The sequence below is a fragment of the Rhodococcus koreensis genome (genome assembly GCF_900105905.1).
Taxonomy (GTDB): Bacteria; Actinomycetota; Actinomycetes; order Mycobacteriales; family Mycobacteriaceae; genus Rhodococcus_F; species Rhodococcus_F koreensis.
Genome location: NZ_FNSV01000005.1, coordinates 1,300,801 through 1,318,873, shown reverse-complemented (window position 1 = coordinate 1,318,873; position 18,073 = coordinate 1,300,801). Strand labels below are relative to the sequence as shown.

Annotated in this window: 21 protein-coding genes; 17 read left to right on the top strand and 4 right to left on the bottom strand. The window is 68.0% G+C overall.

Features of this window, described 5'->3' with window-relative positions:
* Positions 1-73: 73 nt before the first annotated feature.
* From BLV94_RS10810 to BLV94_RS10790, 5 genes are all read left to right on the top strand, one after another.
* A complete protein-coding gene (locus BLV94_RS10810; RefSeq protein ID WP_072937959.1) occupies positions 74-691 on the top strand; it encodes a TIGR03086 family metal-binding protein in 618 nt (205 codons plus the stop codon).
* Positions 692-794: 103 nt separating this feature from the next.
* Positions 795-1,553: a 4-hydroxy-tetrahydrodipicolinate reductase gene (dapB, locus tag BLV94_RS10805; RefSeq protein WP_072937961.1), complete on the top strand. Its 759-nt coding sequence runs from the start codon at positions 795-797 to the stop codon at positions 1,551-1,553.
* A complete protein-coding gene (locus tag BLV94_RS10800) occupies positions 1,550-2,029 on the top strand; it encodes a hypothetical protein (protein ID WP_072937963.1) in 480 nt (159 codons plus the stop codon). The genes dapB and BLV94_RS10800 overlap by 4 nt, the downstream gene beginning before the upstream one ends.
* Positions 2,030-2,058: 29 nt before the next feature.
* On the top strand, positions 2,059-2,517 hold the full coding sequence (locus tag BLV94_RS10795) for a flavodoxin family protein (protein WP_072937964.1): 459 nt from the start codon (positions 2,059-2,061) through the stop codon (positions 2,515-2,517).
* A gap of 46 nt (positions 2,518-2,563) precedes the next feature.
* Positions 2,564-3,796, top strand: coding sequence for a winged helix-turn-helix domain-containing protein (locus tag BLV94_RS10790; RefSeq protein ID WP_072937966.1), 1,233 nt, complete (start codon positions 2,564-2,566; stop codon positions 3,794-3,796).
* Between the two features lie 22 nt (positions 3,797-3,818).
* Here the strand turns inward: BLV94_RS10790 and BLV94_RS10785 are convergent, their stop codons facing one another.
* Positions 3,819-4,253: an SRPBCC family protein gene (locus tag BLV94_RS10785; RefSeq protein WP_015890414.1), complete on the bottom strand. Its 435-nt coding sequence runs from the start codon at positions 4,251-4,253 to the stop codon at positions 3,819-3,821.
* A 102-nt stretch (positions 4,254-4,355) separates the two neighbouring features.
* Positions 4,356-4,832 (bottom strand): toxin-antitoxin system HicB family antitoxin, encoded by a 477-nt coding sequence (locus tag BLV94_RS10780; protein WP_072937968.1) that lies wholly within the window; start codon positions 4,830-4,832, stop codon positions 4,356-4,358.
* Between the two features lie 155 nt (positions 4,833-4,987).
* Between BLV94_RS10780 and thyX the strand changes: the two genes are divergently transcribed.
* From thyX to BLV94_RS10750, 6 genes are all read left to right on the top strand, one after another.
* Positions 4,988-5,740 carry an FAD-dependent thymidylate synthase gene (gene thyX, locus BLV94_RS10775; protein ID WP_072937969.1) on the top strand — a complete coding sequence of 251 codons (753 nt, stop codon included), beginning with the start codon at positions 4,988-4,990 and terminating at the stop codon, positions 5,738-5,740.
* Positions 5,741-5,783: 43 nt separating this feature from the next.
* The gene (gene dapA, locus BLV94_RS10770) at positions 5,784-6,692 is read left to right on the top strand and encodes a 4-hydroxy-tetrahydrodipicolinate synthase (RefSeq protein WP_015890417.1); all 909 of its coding nucleotides are present in this window, start codon (positions 5,784-5,786) and stop codon (positions 6,690-6,692) included.
* The gene (locus BLV94_RS10765; protein WP_074933724.1) at positions 6,689-8,713 is read left to right on the top strand and encodes a ribonuclease J; all 2,025 of its coding nucleotides are present in this window, start codon (positions 6,689-6,691) and stop codon (positions 8,711-8,713) included. Before dapA ends, BLV94_RS10765 begins: the two co-directional genes overlap by 4 nt.
* 25 nt (positions 8,714-8,738) lie before the next feature.
* Entirely contained in the window at positions 8,739-9,362 is a 624-nt protein-coding gene (locus BLV94_RS10760) for a TIGR03085 family metal-binding protein (protein ID WP_072942433.1), read from the top strand.
* 80 nt (positions 9,363-9,442) lie between these two features.
* Complete coding sequence (locus BLV94_RS10755; RefSeq protein ID WP_072942432.1) at positions 9,443-12,016, top strand: DNA translocase FtsK; 2,574 nt, start codon at positions 9,443-9,445, stop codon at positions 12,014-12,016.
* 209 nt (positions 12,017-12,225) lie between these two features.
* Positions 12,226-13,209: a TerC family protein gene (locus BLV94_RS10750; protein WP_072942466.1), complete on the top strand. Its 984-nt coding sequence runs from the start codon at positions 12,226-12,228 to the stop codon at positions 13,207-13,209.
* Positions 13,210-13,251: 42 nt separating this feature from the next.
* Here BLV94_RS10750 and BLV94_RS10745 read toward each other — a convergent pair whose 3' ends face one another.
* Positions 13,252-13,536: a YciI family protein gene (locus BLV94_RS10745; RefSeq protein ID WP_072942431.1), complete on the bottom strand. Its 285-nt coding sequence runs from the start codon at positions 13,534-13,536 to the stop codon at positions 13,252-13,254.
* 73 nt (positions 13,537-13,609) lie between these two features.
* Complete coding sequence (locus BLV94_RS10740) at positions 13,610-14,134, bottom strand: amino-acid N-acetyltransferase (protein ID WP_072942430.1); 525 nt, start codon at positions 14,132-14,134, stop codon at positions 13,610-13,612.
* A 117-nt stretch (positions 14,135-14,251) separates the two neighbouring features.
* Here BLV94_RS10740 and pgsA point away from each other — a divergent pair, with 117 nt between their 5' ends.
* The 6 genes from pgsA (at position 14,252) to BLV94_RS49525 (ending at position 18,066) form a co-directional block, all read left to right on the top strand.
* Positions 14,252-14,914 (top strand): CDP-diacylglycerol--glycerol-3-phosphate 3-phosphatidyltransferase, encoded by a 663-nt coding sequence (gene pgsA, locus BLV94_RS10735; protein WP_072942429.1) that lies wholly within the window; start codon positions 14,252-14,254, stop codon positions 14,912-14,914.
* Positions 14,911-15,411, top strand: a complete 501-nt coding sequence (locus tag BLV94_RS10730) for a CinA family protein (protein ID WP_072942428.1) — start codon at positions 14,911-14,913, stop codon at positions 15,409-15,411. The genes pgsA and BLV94_RS10730 overlap by 4 nt, the downstream gene beginning before the upstream one ends.
* A 71-nt stretch (positions 15,412-15,482) precedes the next feature.
* On the top strand, positions 15,483-15,869 hold the full coding sequence (locus tag BLV94_RS10725) for a helix-turn-helix domain-containing protein (protein WP_072942427.1): 387 nt from the start codon (positions 15,483-15,485) through the stop codon (positions 15,867-15,869).
* A gap of 154 nt (positions 15,870-16,023) precedes the next feature.
* Positions 16,024-16,854 carry a PspA/IM30 family protein gene (locus tag BLV94_RS10720; RefSeq protein WP_072942426.1) on the top strand — a complete coding sequence of 277 codons (831 nt, stop codon included), beginning with the start codon at positions 16,024-16,026 and terminating at the stop codon, positions 16,852-16,854.
* A gap of 17 nt (positions 16,855-16,871) precedes the next feature.
* Positions 16,872-17,702, top strand: a complete 831-nt coding sequence (gene pspM, locus BLV94_RS10715) for a phage shock envelope stress response protein PspM (protein ID WP_072942425.1) — start codon at positions 16,872-16,874, stop codon at positions 17,700-17,702.
* Between the two features lie 187 nt (positions 17,703-17,889).
* Positions 17,890-18,066, top strand: coding sequence for a hypothetical protein (locus BLV94_RS49525; RefSeq protein WP_007296377.1), 177 nt, complete (start codon positions 17,890-17,892; stop codon positions 18,064-18,066).
* Positions 18,067-18,073 lie beyond the last annotated feature (7 nt).

Below are 18,073 nucleotides of genomic sequence, written 5' to 3'. Positions count from 1 at the left end.
TTGACCGATCATCTACTTAAGTAGATGATAAGCGGTAGCGTATTAATTCGGTTCGAAGGGCGAGGTACCGACGATGGATGTGGACGAGGTCCGGCGCTGGGATGCCCGCGCCGTGGAGACGAGTGTGGAGATCGTGTCGCACGTGACGAGCCGCGACCTGCAGCGCGCGACACCGTGCGCGCAGTGGACCCTCGGCGAACTGCTTGCCCACATGACCGTGCAGCACCTGGGGTTCGCCGCGGCGGCCGCGGGCGACGGGCCCGACCTGTCGCGCTGGCGGCCGCATGCGTCGGCGAACCCGGTTGCCGCCTATCGTGCGGCGGCGGACACCGTCGTCGAGGCCTTCGCCCGCGACGGTGTCGGGGAGCGGCAGTTCTGGCTACCGGAGATCAGCACCGAGTTCCCGTTCCCCGCCGCCACCGCCGTCGGGTTCCACTTCCTCGACTACGCCGTCCATTCGTGGGACGTTGCGCGAGCACTCGAACTCGACTTCGCACCCGAAACCGGCATGGTAGCCGCGGTTCTCCCCATCGCCCGTCGCGTGCCGGACGGTGCGGACCGGCTGCGCGAGGGCGCCGCGTTCGCCCCGGGATTGACCGCCGGCGCCGACTCTGCGGATTTCGGCGCGGTGCTGTCGCTGCTCGGCCGATCACCGCACTGGCACCCGGAATACGAGCCCCGCCGCGTGTGAGGACGAGACGCAGGTCTCCCACCCCGCCCCTGCGCAGCGGTCGGCACCCGGCGATTGCGTAGGCTTTCGGGGGAATCGTTGTGACTGGACGGAGCGTGGAGAAGTGAGCGCAGCAGCACCCATCAGGGTCGGGGTTCTCGGGGCCAAGGGCAAGGTCGGACGGGCGATCTGCGAGGCGGTGGAGCAGGCACCGGACCTCGAACTCGTCGCGGAGGTCGATCACGGCGACCGGCTCGAGTCGTTCGGCGAGGCCGGCACGCAGGTCGTCGTCGACTTCACCCACCCCGACGTGGTGATGGACAACCTGAAGTTCCTCGTCTCCAACGGCATTCATGCCGTGGTGGGCACCACCGGGTTCGACGACACGAGACTCGACACGGTGCGGTCGTGGCTGATCGAGCGCCCCGACGTCGGGGTCCTGATTGCCCCCAACTTCGCAATCGGCGCCGTCCTCTCCATGCGCTTCGCCGAAGCGGCAGCACGATTCTTCGATTCCGTCGAGGTCATCGAGTTGCACCACCCCAACAAGGCGGATGCGCCGTCCGGCACCGCCTACCGGACCGCCGCCCTCATCTCCGAGGCACGCCGCAAGGCCGGCGTGGGACCGAGCCCCGACGCGACGACCACCGAACTGGACGGTGCGCGCGGCGCCGACGTGGACGGCGTGCGGGTCCATTCCGTGCGGCTCGCAGGTCTGGTCGCCCATCAGGAGATCATCCTCGGCACGCAGGGCGAGACGCTGACCATCCGCCACGATTCGATCGACCGCAACTCCTTCGCCCCCGGCGTCCTGCTCGGTGTGCGAGAGATCGGCAACCGCCCCGGTCTCACCGTCGGTATCGACCCCCTTCTCGACCTGTGAAGGACGGCTCGACCAAGACCGTCGTCACGATCGGACTGCTGGTCGCAGCGCTGGCGTTCTACTTCGTCCTTCTCGGCCGGCGTGGGATCGAGCTGATCCAGGACGGCGGAGCAGCCGCGATCGGCCTGGGGATCGGCGTCCTGATCCTGCCGTTCCTGGGCGCCTGGATCGTCTACGCCACGCTGCGTGCCGGATTCCAGCACCAGCATCTGTCCCGCCGCATCGCCGACGAGAGACTCGAACTGGATGTCAGCGATCTGCCGAAGCGCCCCTCGGGCCGCATCGACCGGGACGCCGCCGACGCACTGTTCCAGCAGGTCAAGTCCGAATGGGAAGCAGACCCGGACAACTGGCGGAACTCCTACCGGCTCGCGCGCGCCTACGACTACGCCGGCGACCGCGGCCGGGCCAGGGAGACGATGAAACGGGCTGTGGAACTCGAACGTGTCGAACGGGAAGGCGAGCCCGGCCGGTAGTAGACGGACCCGGTCGTACGCTGACGACTGTGAAGTCACTACTCGTCGTCCACCACACGCCGTCGCCGGTGACCCGTGAGTGCCTCGAAGCCGTACTGAAAGGCGCGCGGGACCCCGACATCGACGGCGTCGAGGTGAAGTCGATCCCCGCACTCGGCGCGACCGTCCCCGACGTCCTCGCGGCCGACGGGTTCCTGTTCGGGACCTCCGCCAACTTCGGCTACATGTCCGGTGCGCTGAAGCACTTCTTCGACACCGTCTACTACCCGTGCCTCGACGCGGTCGCCGGGCGCCCCTACGGACTCTGGGTGCACGGCAACAACGACACCGCCGGGGCCGTGAAGTCGGTGCAGAAGATCGTGACCGGGCTGGCGCTCACCCAGGTCGCCGAGATCCTGGAACTGACCGGATCTGTCGACGCGAGTGCGCGGGAGCGGTTGTACGAACTCGGCGCGACGGTGGCGGTCACGCTGGCGGAGGACGCCTGACGACGTCGCCGTCGACCGTGTCGGTGGCCGATGGCAAGCTTCGGTCATGCGTGAGATGACCGCCGCCGCGGCCCGGAGAACGGCGCTCTGGGCGCAGGGTTTCGCCGACCGGAAGCCGGCCGGTACACCGACGCGCAGGCACGTCCGTTCGGTTCTCGACCGCGTGCGGTTGTTCCAGATCGACTCCGTGTCGGTGGCCGTGCGCGCCCACTACGTCCCGCTGTTCAGCCGTCTCGGGGTGTACGACCGCGGTCTGGTCGACTCGGCGGCGTGGTCGCACTCCGCCCGCGCACCCCGGATGCTGGCGGAGTACTGGGCGCACGAGGCGGCGTTCATCCCGGTCGAGGACTGGCCGCTGCTGCGCTGGCGGATGCACCGGTACCGGCACGGACGCTGGTCCGGCGAATCCCGCGTACTCGACCGCAATCCCACGCTCGCCGCCGACGTGCTCGACGTGATCGGCGCCGTCGGTGCGTGCAGCGCGGGCGACGTGGAGAAACACCTCGAGGTCGACCGGCCCGACCGCAAGGGTCCTTGGTGGGATCGCAGCGACACCAAAGTGGTGTGCGAGCAGCTGTTCGCGTCCGGTGCGCTGGCGGTCGACAAGCGCGTCGCCTTCACCCGTCACTACGACCTCACCGAACGGGTGCTGCCGGAAGCGGTCCTCGCCGAGAACGTTTCGGAGGAGGACGCCGTCCGTGGCCTGGTGCAGCGGTCCGCGCGGGCCCTCGGGGTGGCCACCGAACCCGATCTGCGCGACTACTACCGGCTGTCGCCGGCGCAGACCGCCGCGGCCGTCGAGGACCTCGTCGAGGACGGTGTGCTCGAACGGGTCGGCGTCCGGGGCTGGGAGGCATCGGCATTCGTCCACCGCGACGTCCGGGTTCCCCGGAAGGTGGAGGGGGCGGCGCTGCTCTGCCCGTTCGATCCGCTGGTTTTCTGCCGGCCCCGTACCGAGCGGGTATTCGACTTCCGGTACCGCCTCGAGATCTACACCCCCGCGCACAAACGTGTCCACGGGTACTACGTCTTCCCGTTCCTGCTGAACGGTGAACTGGTGGCGAGGGTCGATCTCAAGGCCGACCGCGCGTCGGGGACGCTCGAAGTGCGATCCGCGTTCGTCGAACCCGACCGGAGTCCGGGGCACGTGGTGGAGGCGCTGGTTCCGGAATTGCGAAGAATGGCAACGTGGTTGGGCCTGGACGACGTCCGAGTGGACGATCGCGGCAACCTCGGTGCCCTCCTCGCGGCCGAGGCGTCGCGGCCGCGAGGAGAGTGAAGAACTGGAGGCTCTCGACTGCCTACAGGCTCTCGACGAACTTCGTCAGGCCCTTGCTCGCGGTCTCGAGCGCCGTCTTCTGCGCCTTCTTCACGAGGAACCCCGGCAGCGGAATCTTCGGGTCGACCGTCAATTCGAACGTCACCTTGGTGCCGGCGCCGGACTCGGTGAGGACGTACGACCCGTCCTGGGCGTTCTGCTGGCCGCTCTCGACGAGGTGCCACGACACCGTGTTGTCGCCCTCGAACGTGTAGTCGACGACCTGCTCGTCGCTGATCCCGAGGATGGAGACGCTCATCCGGACTCGGTGGGGGCGGCCGTCGTCGTGTGTGCTCTCGATGGTGACCGACTTGTGGGCCGAGGACCACTCGGGCAGGCGATCCACCGCAGCGATCGCGGCCATCACCGTGGCCGGATCGGCCTTGATCTCGAATTCCTTGACGCCGGAAACGGCCATGTTCTTCGCTCCTTCGAGCCCGTGGCGACTCTCACCGTGTGGCTGATGCGACGTAATTACATCACCGCCGCCGACGGGCGCGTGGAGTGAGTGCACCGGCGCTCAGAAATCGCCTCTCCCGTTCCGGCGCATCTGGTCCTTGAGCGCGCCCTGGACCGCTTGCGACACCCAGGAATTGAGCGACACCCCGTTCTGGGAGGCGGCCTCCTCGGCCTTCGACTTGATCTGATCCATCAGGCGGAGGGTGACGCGGCTGATGTCACCGGTGACGTCATCGAACGCGGCACCGATGTCCTCGGCGGTGGCGGTGCGTTCCCTGTCCGGCCCGGGCTGGGCGGGAGTCCGGTGCACGTCGACCGCCACCTCGCTGCCGTCCAGGCGCACGCCGACGGTGCGATTGCCGAGTTCGGAAGACACCTCTCCCGCAAAGTCGGTGAGCGCCGACAGGAGGAGCAGGCGCGCGGCGGGTTCGACTGCGGCGGCGAGCGCCGCAGCGGTCGCCCGCGTCTGCTCGTCGCCGAGTGCGGCTGCTGCGTTCAGGTCGTCTCGCAGCCGGGAGACATAGATGCCGAGGTCCATGACGCCAGCATGACGTCAACCGTGACGCCAGTCAAGCAGTCGTGACCTCAGCTTGGTGATGTCACCCTCGGACAGTGTCAGGCCGATGCTGCGACTAGGGTCGATGCATTCAGGAGGGACTCCCGACCAGGGAGTTCGGTAGGAGGATCAGCGCAGTGCCGCAGACCGTGCCGCTCAGGGTGCAACTCGTCGCGAAGACGGAGTTCTTTCCACCGGCGGACATCCCGTGGGAGACCGACGCCGACGGCGGCGAAGCGCTGGCGGAATTCGCGGGCCGGGCGTGCTACCAGAGCTGGTCCAAACCCAACCCCCGCACCGCCACCAACGCCGGATACCTGCGTCATCTGCTCGAGGTCGGGCACGAGTCGGTCCTCGAACACGGCACCGTCAGCTTCTATATCACCGGCATCTCCCGGTCCTGCACCCACGAGTTGATCCGGCACCGCCACTTCTCCTACTCGCAGCTGTCGCAGCGCTTCGTGCGGGAGAACGAGGGGAACGTCGTCGTCCCGCCCGCGATCGCCGGCGACCCCGAACTCGAGGAGCTGTTCGCGAAGGCCACCGACGCCAGCAGGGCGGCGTACGGCGAACTCCTCGAGGCCCTCGAATCGAAACTGGCCGACACCTCCAACGTGCCGCTGCGCAACAAGCAGGCGAGGCAGGCCGCGAGGGCCGTCCTGCCCAACGCGACGGAGACCCGCGTGGTGGTCACCGGCAACTACCGCGCCTGGCGGCACTTCGTCTCGATGCGGGCCACCGAGCACGCCGACGTGGAGATTCGCCGTGTCGCGGTCGAGTGCCTGAGGCAGCTGCAGGCGGCCGCACCGAATGTCTTCGGCGACTTCGAGGTACTGGACTGGGGCGACGGCACCGAGGTGGCGCGGAGCACGTTTTCCGCCGACGCGTGAGTGGTGTGCAAAAGTACCTGGGTCACCGGGTAGCCTTCTGACCATGACCTACGGTGATTCCGCTTCTCCAGTCGAGCGTCCGTTCGGCACCGTGTCCACAGCGATGGTGACGCCGTTCACCTCGGACGGAAAGCTGGACGTCGACGCCGGTGTCCGCCTCGCGGCGTACCTCGTCGACAACGGGTGCGACTCCCTCGTGCTCGCCGGCACGACCGGTGAGTCGCCGACGACCACCGAAAACGAGAAGCTCGAGCTGCTCCGGGCGGTCATCGACGCGGTGGGCAACCGCGCGAAGATCATCGCCGGCGCGGGCAGCAACGACACCGCGCACAGCGTCGAACTCGCCCGTGACGCCGCCCGCGCCGGCGCGCAGGGCCTCCTCGTCGTCACCCCCTACTACTCGCGTCCGCCGCAGGCCGGACTGTTCGCGCACTTCACCGCTGTCGCCAACGCCACCGACCTTCCGGTCATGCTCTACGACATTCCACCCCGCTCCGTGGTCCCCATCGAGACGGAGACCATCCGGCGCCTCGCCGAGCACCCGCGCATCGTCGCGGTCAAGGACGCCAAGGGCGACCTCAACGCGGGCGCCGAGCTGATCGGCACCACCGACCTCCAGTTCTACTCGGGTGACGATCCGCTCAACCTGCCGTGGCTGTCGGTGGGCGCGACGGGATTCGTCAGCGTCATCGGGCACCTCGTGCCCGGCCGGCTGCGTGAACTGCACACCGCCTTCGCGGCGGGGGACATCGCCCGCGCCCGCGCCATCAACCTCAGCCTCATCCCGGTCATCCGCTCGGTGGCGCGTCTCGGCGGCGTGAGCGCGTCGAAGGCGGGTCTGCGCCTGATCGGCCTCGACGTCGGTGAACCCCGGTTGCCGCAGGTGGCGCCCACGCACGATCAGATCGATCTCCTGGCCGCCGATCTGCACGCAGCGGGGGTGCTCGCGTGACCCGACCGCCTCGTCGTCGCAGCGCCAGCCGCCAGGCAGGCCCCCCTTCCCCCACAGCGAGCGAGCCGACGACGCCGGCCCCCGCCGCCGAGCCGGCGACGCCGGCCCCCGCCGCCGAGCCGGCGACGCCGGCCCCCGCCGCCGAGCCGGCGAAGTCGGCGCCCGTCGTCGCCGACGAGCCGAGTGCCCCGAAGTCGGAGCAGGCCAAGTCCGCGCCCGTGAAGGCTTCCTCCACGAAGGGGGGCGCCGCCAACAAGTCGTCGTCGCGCTCCGGACGGCGCGCCGGCAACAAGCGTCAGGACTCGCGGCCGGCCGCGGTCGATCCGACGGCCCGGCTCGGCGCCCCGCCGAAGGCCCCGTTCAAGGGGCTGCGGGTGGTGGCTCTCGGCGGCATCGGCGAGATCGGTCGCAACATGACCGTCTTCGAGCACCAGGGCAAACTGCTCATCGTCGACTGCGGTGTGCTGTTCCCGGAAGACCAGCAGCCTGGTGTCGACCTGATCCTCCCGGACTTCCGGCACATCGAGGACCGCATGGACGACGTCGAGGCAGTCGTCCTCACGCACGGCCACGAGGACCACATCGGCGCCATCCCGTTCCTGCTGCGCCTGCGTCCGGATCTGCCGGTCGTCGGTTCGCGGTTCACGCTCGCGCTCGTCGCGGCCAAGTGCCGTGAGCACCGCCAGCGTCCCAACCTCGTCGAGGTCGTCGAGGGTCAGCGCACCGAACACGGCCCATTCGAGTGCGAGTACTTCGCCGTCAACCACTCGATCCCCGACGCCATTGCCGTCGCGATCCGGACCGACGCCGGCGTCGTGCTGCACACCGGCGACATCAAGCTCGACCAGTTGCCGCTCGACGGCAGGCTCACCGACCTCGCCGGCTTCTCCCGTCTCGGCGACGAGGGCGTCGACCTGTTCCTCGTCGACTCCACCAACGCCGAGGTGCCGGGATTCGTCACCCCCGAACGTGAGATCGGGGGAGTGCTCGACAACGTCATCGGCAAGGCCCGGCAGCGTGTGATCGTGGCCTCCTTCGCCAGCCACGTGCACCGCATCCAGCAGGTCGTCGACGTCGCGCACCGGTACAACCGGCGGGTCGCGTTCGTGGGCCGGTCGATGGTCCGCAACATGCAGATCGCGCAGGATCTCGGCTACCTGAGTGTCCCGGACGGTCTGGTCGTCGACATCGACACCGCGGCCAACCTGCCCGACGACCGGCTCGTCCTCATCTCCACCGGCTCGCAGGGCGAACCGCTGTCGGCGTTGTCGCGGATGGCCCGCGGCGAGCACCGGCAGATCAACATCCGGGCCAACGACCTCGTCGTGCTGGCCTCGTCGCTGATCCCCGGCAACGAGAACTCCGTGTTCGCCGTCGTCAACGGCCTCGCCAAGCGCGGCGCCACCGTCGTCACCCAGCAGAGCGCGAAGGTGCACGTCTCCGGTCACGCCTCGGCGGGTGAGCTCCTGTACCTGTACAACGCGGTCCGGCCCACCAACGCGATGCCGGTCCACGGCGAATGGCGCCACCTGCGGGCCAACGCCGCCCTCGCGAAGGCGACCGGTGTGCCGGAGGAGCGGATCGTGCTCGCCGAGGACGGTGTGGTGGTCGACATGGTCGACGGTCTCGCCGAGATCGTCGGGCAGGTTCCCGTCGGGCACGTCTACGTCGACGGACTGTCCGTCGGCGACGTCGGCGACTCCACACTGTCGGACCGGTTGGTCCTCGGTGAGGGCGGGTTCATCGCCATCAACGTCGTCATCGACGACCACACGGGCCGCGCGGTCAGCACCCCCGAGGTGTCCGGACGCGGATTCTCCGACGACCCGACGGCCCTCAAGGACGCGGCGCAGTTGGTCGAGGCGGAGCTGCTGCGCCTGGCCACCGAAGGCATCAACGACGCTCACCGCATCGCCCAGGCGATCCGGCGTGTCGTCGGCAGATGGGTGGCCGACAAGTACCGTCGCCGGCCGATGATCGTTCCGACCGTCATCGCGGTGCCGTCGGCGGAGGGCAAGTAGTTCTCCGACAGGTAGATTCGGTCGGGTGACCTTTGCCCGCGATGAACGCCTCTCCCTCGTCGACTCGATGGCCGAATTCGGTCCCGACGCCCCGACCCTCTGCGGGACGTGGACCAACCGGGACCTGGCCGCCCACCTGATCGTGCGCGAACGACGCCTCGACGCTGCCCCGGGCATCGTCGTGGGCCTGCTCGCCGGGTACACCGAACGCGTCCAGAACGAGACGGCGACGCGTCCGTGGAGCCGGCTGCTGGACGAGGTCCGGTCGGGTCCGCCGATGTGGTCGCCGATGTACTGGGTGGACGCGCAGGTGAACCTGGGGGAGATGTTCGTCCACCACGAGGACGTGCGCCGCGCCCACGACGGGTGGGAGCCGCGCGTGCTGCCCGCCGACCGTCAGGACGCGCTGTGGGGTCTGGCGCGCAAGGTCGGCAAGCTCGGCTACCGGCACGCCCCGGTGACGGTGGTACTCGAGCGGCCGTCCGGGGAGCAGGCCACCGTCCGCACGGCCGGCGCCGGCCGGGTGATCCTGCGAGGGGAACCGTCGGAACTCGCCCTGCACGCGTTCGGCCGGAATCAGGTGCGGATCGAGACCGAGGGCGAGGCCGCCGACATCGAGGCCGTGACCTCCCTCGACCGAGGGTTCTGAGGCCATTTCGACGCAGCTCTGGCCGTGTTACGGGTGTTGCGGATGGTCCGGAAGGTGCCGTAGCGACTAATCTGAGAGCCATGGCAGGTAAGGCGAGCGCCCGCGGTTCGAGCACGACGTCCAAGCCGAAGTCCCGCACGACCCGGACGGTCAGCACTCCGCGTAAGTCCACGTCGCCGCGCGGCGGCGCCCGGAGGCCCGCCGCGAAGAAGGCGTCCGCATCCGGTCCCCTGAAGTCGGTGGGCCGGGGAATCGGCGGCGGCTGGTCGCTCGTGGCGAAGGGCGTCGGAGCCACCACCCGCACCGTCGGCAGGGCGGCCGAGATCGAGCAGGGACACCGGCGCGACGGCATCGCCCTCGGACTGATTGCGATCAGCGTCGTGGTCGCCGGCGGAATCTGGTTCTCCGCCGGCGGTCCGGTGGGCGAGTGGATCGAGACCGGAGTCCGCGCCGTGTTCGGCGGGGCGTCCGCTGTCCTGCCGCTGATCGGTGTCGCCGTCGCGGTGATCCTGATGCGGACCGAACCGAAACCCGAGATCCGGCCCCGGCTGGTGCTGGGGTCGCTGCTGGTCGGTCTGCCGGTTCTCGGCCTGTGGCACATCGCGACGGGGTCGCCCGCCGACGCCGACGGCAGGGCACGCGGCGCCGGCTTCGTCGGGTACGCGGCGGGCGGTCCCCTGACCGACGGTCTCACCGTGTGGCTGGCCGCGCCGCTGCTGCTGATGGCGGCACTGTTCGGTGTCCTGCTCCTGACCGGGACCACGGTCCGCGAGGTGCCCGGCAAGCTGCAGTCGTACTTCGGAACATCGTTCGGCCGCGATCACTACGGCGACTACGACAGCGAGTACTACGAGGACGGCGAATACGACCCCACCCTCTTCGATGCCGACGGCTACCCCGTCGACGACTACAAGACCGGGGTCCGGGGTGCCCCGGCCGACAACTATCCCACCGACGAGTACGACGTCAGCGACACCGCGAAGACGGAGGTGCTCGGGCTGTGGGAGACCGAACCCGCCACGGAACCCGTGCCCGCTCCGGCACCGGCCCCGAAACGGCCGCGCGCCAAGGCCAAGCCCGTCGTCGCCCCGAAGCTGGAACCCGAACCGGAACCGCTACCCGACGTCGACAAGTTCGTCACCGACCGGGTGGTCGAGGGCGACTACACACTGCCACCGACGTCCCTGCTCATCGAGGGCGATGCGCCGAAGAAGCGCAGTTCGGCCAACGACGCGATGATCGAGGCCATCACCGAGGTCCTCGAACAGTTCAAGATCGACGCCGCCGTCACCGGATTCACCCGCGGCCCGACCGTCACCCGCTACGAGGTGGAACTCGGCCCGGGTGTGAAGGTCGAGAAGATTACCGCGCTCGCCCGCAACATCGCGTACGCCGTCGCCACCGACAACGTGCGCCTGCTCGCGCCGATCCCGGGCAAGTCCGCGGTCGGTATCGAGGTCCCCAACTCCGACCGTGAGATGGTGCGCCTCGCCGATGTGCTCACCGCCCCAAGCACCCGCAAGGACCACCACCCGCTGGTGATCGGTCTCGGCAAGGACATCGAGGGCGACTTCGTCAGTGCCAACCTCGCGAAGATGCCGCACCTGCTCGTGGCCGGTTCCACCGGTTCCGGTAAGTCCAGCTTCGTGAACTCGATGCTGGTGTCGCTGCTGTCCCGCGCGACACCCGACGAGGTCCGGATGATCCTCATCGACCCCAAGATGGTGGAGTTGACGCCGTACGAAGGCATTCCGCACCTCATCACGCCCATCATCACCCAGCCGAAGAAGGCGGCGGCCGCGCTGGCCTGGCTGGTGGAGGAGATGGAGCAGCGCTACCAGGACATGCAGGCCAACCGGGTGCGCCACATCGACGACTTCAACGCCAAGGTGAAGTCGGGAGAGATCACCGCGCCGCTCGGTAGCGAACGGGTCTACCGGCCGTATCCGTACATCCTCGCCATCGTCGACGAACTCGCGGACCTCATGATGACCGCGCCGCGCGACGTCGAGGACGCGATCGTGCGGATCACCCAGAAGGCGCGCGCCGCCGGTATCCACCTCGTGCTCGCCACACAGCGGCCGTCGGTGGACGTCGTGACGGGTCTGATCAAGACCAACGTGCCGTCACGGCTCGCCTTCGCGACGTCCTCCCTGACCGACTCACGGGTCATCCTGGACCAGCCCGGCGCCGAGAAGCTGATCGGTATGGGTGACGGGCTGTTCCTGCCGATGGGCGCAGGCAAGCCGACACGCCTGCAGGGCGCGTTCATCACCGACGAGGAGATCTCCGCGGTCGTCGATTTCAGCAAGAACCAGGCGGAGCCGGAGTACACCGACGGCGTCACCGCCGCCAAGGTCGGGGAGAAGAAGGACGTCGATCCCGACATCGGCGACGACATGGACGTGCTGTTGCAGGCGGTGGAACTCGTCGTCTCCAGCCAGTTCGGCTCCACGTCGATGCTGCAGCGGAAACTGCGTGTCGGTTTCGCAAAGGCAGGCCGCCTGATGGACCTGATGGAGACCAGGGGAGTGGTGGGCCCCAGCGAGGGTTCGAAAGCCCGCGAGGTGCTCATCAAGCCCGACGAACTCGACGGTCTGCTGTGGTCGATCCGCGGCGGCGACCCGGACGAGGCCCCGTCCGACCAGGAGTAGCCCGCGTGCGCGTGTCCGAAATGGGCGATTCTCGCGCAGTGTGGTTGAATGGTCACCGAATTGGAGGGGAGTATCCCCACCTCTGTGACAGCATCGTCAACACGATCGGCACCATTGCCGATCCGGGGCTGTCAGTCGCTCGGACAGAAGGTTCCGGCGCGGCGGGAGAGACCTCCGGTACCCGCTAGGTCTACCGGAGGTCTGTGTTCATGCATGTGTCACCGCTGGTCTGGGTCATCACCTGTGTGGTGATTCTCGGACTGTTCGTCTTCGACTTCTTCGCTCACGTACGCACCCCGCACGCCCCCACGTTCCGTGAGTCGGCGTTCTGGTCGTCGGTCTACATCGGCGTCGCGATCCTGTTCGGCCTGATCGTGATGTGGCTGTGGGGAAGCCAGTACGGCGGCGAATATTTCGCCGGATACGTCACCGAGAAGGCGTTGTCGGTCGACAACCTCTTCGTGTTCGTCATCATCATGGGAACGTTCGCGGTGCCACGGGAGTACCAGCAGAAGGTGCTGCTGATCGGCATCGTGATGGCGCTGGTGATGCGCGGAATCTTCATCGGCGTCGGCGCCGCGGCGATCAACGCCTACAGCTGGGTGTTCTACCTGTTCGGCGCGTTCCTCATCTACACCGCGTACACACTGGTGCGTGATCACGGGCACGAGAAGGAGGTAGAGGAGGAACGCGACAGCAAGATCGTCGCCATCGCGAAGAAGATCCTCCCCACCACGGACACCTACGACGGCGACAAGCTCGTCACACGGATCAACGGCAAGCGCGTCGTGACGCCGCTGCTGCTCGCGCTGGTCGCCATCGGATTCACCGACGTGCTGTTCGCGCTCGACTCGATCCCCGCGATCTACGGGCTCACCCAGGAGCCGTACCTGGTGTTCACGGCCAACGCGTTCGCGCTGATGGGTCTGCGTCAGCTGTACTTCCTGATCGGCGGCCTGCTGGATCGCCTGGTGTATCTGTCGTACGGCCTGTCGATCATCCTGGCGTTCATCGGCGTCAAGCTGGTTCTGCACGCTCTGCACGAGAACACGCTGGGCTTCATCAACGGTGGGGAGCACGTGGCCGTCCCGGAGGTGTCGACGGTGTTCTCGCTCGCCGTCATCATCGGTGTGCTGGCAGTGACGACCGTCGCCAGCCTCCTCAAGACGCGGAACGCGACGCCGGCGAAGTAACTCCGCCGGGCGTCGTGCTCGAGGGGTCCGGTGCTCGGCGGTTCAGGAGCTGAATTCGCCGAGTACCGGAACCCATTCGACGATCCGGGTGGCCGTCACCAGGCCGTTGCGGGCGAACGGGTCGTGGGTGAAAAGCTGTTCCACGGTCGCCGCGTCGGCGGCGTCGACGATGATGAACGCGCCGCTACCGTCCGCGAACGGGCCGGACGACACCACCGTCTTCTGCTCGGCCAGTTCGCCGAGCCACTCCCGGTGGGCGGGGCGATGCTCGTCGCGTCCGGCGACGGTATCGGCCGAATACGTGTACTCCACTACGAACAGGGACATGTTCTCGCTCTCTCGGGACGGGTTCATCGAACAAAAATGGGATCAGGGCCCATCTGTCTCACGCACTGGGATTTCAGAGAGTGAGAAGCATTCGGGTGTTGCCGAGGGTGTTCGGCTTGACGTAGCTCAGGTCGAGGAACTCGGCGACACCGGTGTCGTACGAACGGCACATCTCCGCGTACACCTCGGCGGTCACGGGTGTGCCGTCGATCTCCACGAATCCGTGCTTGCCGAAGAAGTCGACCTCGAACGTGAGAACGAACAGGCGCTCGAGTTCGAGTTCCCGCGCGACCTCGATCAATTTGGCCACCACGTGATGGCCCGCACCCTGGCCCTTGGCCGACGGATCGACTGCGATCGTGCGCACCTCGCCCAGGTCCGCCCACAGGACGTGCATTGCGCCACAACCGATCACGTTGCCGCCGCGCTCGGCCACCCAGAACTCCTGAACGGATTCGTACAGGGTCACGAGGTTCTTCTCGAGCAGGATCTTGCCGGAGTAGATGTCGATCAGACGCTTGATCTCGGGAACGTCGGAGGTTCGTGCTCGCCGCACGATCAGCTGATTGTCGGCGGTGTCCGGCGTCCGAGAAGTCATGTCGTGAACATTAGCCAACGGCCGTACCGATATTCTTAGGCACGTGCCGGTACGACCTACGAATCCCTCCCACTCCCCGCCGCGTCCCGGGGTGCAGTTCGACGCTGCGGTGCTCCGATGAGCGCGCAGCGCGAGGATTGGACGGCCGCCGACAACCCGGCGGTCCCGGATCCGTCGGTCGAGCCCGCGAGTGAGACGGCCGTACCACTGCTGAACATCGCGAACATCCTGACAATCCTCCGGATCCTGCTGGTCCCCGTCTTCCTGGTCGTGCTGTTCGTCGGCGACGGACACTCGACGACGTGGCGCCTGATCGCCACCGGCGTGTTCGCGGTCGCCGCCATCACCGACCGGATCGACGGTCAACTCGCCCGCAAGTACGGCCTCGTCACCGATTTCGGCAAGCTCGCAGACCCCATCGCTGACAAAGCGCTGATCGGTGCCGCCCTCGTGGGTCTGTCGATTCTCGGCGACCTGCCCTGGTGGGTGACCGCGGTGATCGCGGTGCGGGAACTGGGCATCACGCTGCTCCGGTTCGCGGTCTTGCGGCACGCGGTCATTCCCGCGGGCAGGGGCGGCAAGCTCAAGACTCTCGTCCAGACGATCGCGATCGGGTTCTACCTGCTGCCGCTGCCGGACGGATTCGACGTCCTCGGATGGGTCCTGATGGGGGCGGCCGTGCTGCTGACAGTGGTGACCGGGCTGGACTACGTCGTGCAGGCCGTCCGGCTGCGAGCCGGGGTGCACAAGGTCGAGGCGAACGCGAGCACCGGGGCGTGACCGACCCGTTGGTGGACGGCACGCGGGCCGCCGACCTGGTTGCCGTGCTCACCGCCCGCGGCGAGACCGTCGCCACCGCGGAATCGCTCACCGCAGGACTGCTCACCGCCACCATCGCCGGTGTGCCCGGCGCGAGCAACGTGCTGCGCGGCGGACTCGTCGTCTACGCCACCGACCTGAAGGCAACTCTCGCCGGTGTCGATCCGGCCCGGCTGGCGGAGGACGGGCCGGTGGCGGCGTCCACGGCACAGGCGCTCGCGGACGGTGCCCGCGCCCGCTGCGGCGCCGACTGGGGCGTCGGTCTGACCGGCGTCGCCGGCCCCGACACGCAGGACGGACATCCCGTGGGCACGGTGTTCCTGAGCATTTCCGGGGCGGCCGGAACGTCGGTCCTCGAGCTCGGATTGACCGGCGGCCGGTGGCAGATCCGTAAATCTGCGGTTTCCGCCGCCGTGTCGGGACTCCTCGATCGTGTGCAGGAAACATCCGCAGGCTAAGGTCGGGAACCAATCGGTCCTGTTCGTGCGTTGAGATAGGCGAGACAGGTGACGGATGAAGGAGGAGCGAGATGGCGCTGCTATTGCGTGAGGCAATCGGTGACAGTCTTCGGCGTACGCGCGTTTCGCAGAGCCGGACCCTGCGTGAGGTCTCCAACAGTGCTCGTGTGAGCCTCGGGTACTTGTCCGAGGTCGAACGAGGGCGCAAGGAAGCCTCGAGTGAGCTCCTGGCGGCGATCTGCGACGCGCTGGACGTCCCACTGTCCGACGTGCTCGTCGACGTCAGCGAATCGCTGTCCGACGGGTCTTCGGCCAAGCGTGCGGACACCGAGCGGCACGCGGTCGAATCCGCACCCGCAGAGGCCCCCGCCGCGAGCGCACGACCGGGTTCGACGACCATCGCCCGCGACACCCGGGTGGTCATCCCTGCACCCGCGCAGGCGCTGGCTGCCGCATAGCAACACCCGTGCCGAACCGATAGATTTCAGTCAACCGCCGATCTCGTCGGCGGGTGAGCCAGGTAGTCGGGGCGCAGCCCTTGTTCCGGTGCGTGACGGTCGCGTATCGGGTCGCGCATCGCGCGGCGCAACAGATGGAGGCAGGATCAAACCCATGGCTAATCCTTTCGTCAAGGGATGGAAGTACCTGATGGCGCTCTTCAATTCCAAGATCGATGAGAAGGCTGACCCCAAGGTTCAGATTCAGCAGGCGATCGAGGATGCGCAGCGTCAGCACCAGGCCCTGTCGCAGCAGGCCGCGTCTGTCATCGGCAACCAGCGCCAGCTCGAGATGAAGCTCAGCCGCCAGCTCGACGAGGTGGAGAAGCTCAACGCCAACGCCCGTCAGGCCGTCAACCTGGCCGACCAGGCGCAGGCCGCCGGCGACACCGAGAAGGCCATCCAGTACACCAATGCCGCCGAGGCGTTCGCCGCACAGCTCGTCACCGCCGAGCAGGGCGTCGAAGACCTGAAGGCACTGCACGACCAGTCTCTGCAGGCAGCTGCCCAGGCGAAGAAGGCCGTGGAGCAGAACGCGATGGCTCTGCAGGCCAAGGTCGCGGAACGCACCAAGCTGCTCAGCCAGCTGGAGCAGGCCAAGATGCAGGAACGGGTCAGCGAGTCGCTGCGCTCGATGGACAGCACCCTCTCCGCTCCCGGCAACACGCCCAGCCTCGATGCCGTGCGCGACAAGATCGAGCGGCGCTACGCCGATGCCCTCGGTTCTGCGGAGCTGGCACAGAACTCGGTGTCGGGCCGCATGATGGAAGTGCAGCAGGCGAGCATCCAGATGGCCGGACACAGCCGCCTCGAGCAGATCCGGGCCTCCATGAAGGGCGATGCACTGCCCTCCGGCGGTGCGGCCGGCGCGCCGGCGACGCCCGCCGCCAACCCGAGCCTCGACAAGCAGCCGCCGGCAGCAGGCCAGACCGGCACGGCGCAGTAACCGAATCGCCTGTGAGCATGAGTTCCACCCGACGTGGCCGACCTGGACGTTCAGTCCGGTCGGCCACTGTCGTGTCCGGGCTCGCCGGGATCCAGGGCGCACTGCGCGAGGCCGGTGAGTCCGTCGCGGACGCGGCGCAGCGGTGGCGCGACCCTCGTGAACGTCTCCTGCGGAAGAAGCGGCGGGCCCGGCGTCGTGCGAAGCACTACGGCATCGTGTCCGGAACGTCGGCCACCGGCGCCGCCGGTCTCGCTCTGATGGCTGCGCCGGAGTGGTCGATGCTGATGGCCGGTGGGGGCGCGGTCGTGTTCGCGGTCCCCGCGGTGCTGGCCGTCAGCCGGTACCGCAAGCTCGACGCCGTGACCTTGCCGCCGGGTCTGCCTGCCCGCCGGGTGCTTCCGGCGCCGTCCTCGGTCGCCCGGGAGCCGATGGAGCGACTCGTGCACAGCGAACGAGCACTGCACGGCATCCTCGGCGTGCTGTCCCGGTCCGGGACCATCAGCGGCGAGGACATCGAGGACACCCATGCCACGGCCCGCTCCGCGGCAGCCGCGTTGCAGGCGGTGGCCCTCGACATCACGTCCATGGAGGACGCCGCCCGGGGGAGCCGGGCCGCAGCGGCGCCGCTCCACCGGGCGATCGCCTCGGCTGCCGCGCAACTCGGCGTCGGCGTCGAACAGTTCGAAGAACTGGTGGCCGCTGCCGCCGAGGTCGCGGTGCCCGGAACGGCGAGTGCCGTCGGCGAACTCGCCTGCGAACGCGCGGAACTCGTGTCGGCGACCGAGAAACTCGCCGGCCTCGCGGCGGCCCTCGGCGAGATCGACGACATCGTTCGCCGCTACCGCTGACCTCGTCGGTCGACACACGGCCCCTCGGGACCTCGTGTGGGGGAGAACCCTGATCTTTCCCTGATCTTTACGTTGACCTGGTGATTTACCCGAGCCGGCGTGCCAGGCTGGTGTGCGTACCCGATAAATGGGGTCGACCGGACGTCGGGCGCAGAAATCGATCGGGGAGACGTGAGTGGAGGAAACCATGTTCTGGAAGATTGTTCTGGCTGTCGCGGCGATCTGGATCGCCCTCGCAGTGGTCGGTGCCCTCGTCAAGGGCCTGTTCTGGATTCTCGTCGTCAGCGCCGTCGTATTCGGTGTGTACCTGTTGATCAAGGCGATGTCGGGATCCGGCGAGAAATCGGACATCACGCGTAGCTGACGGGCAT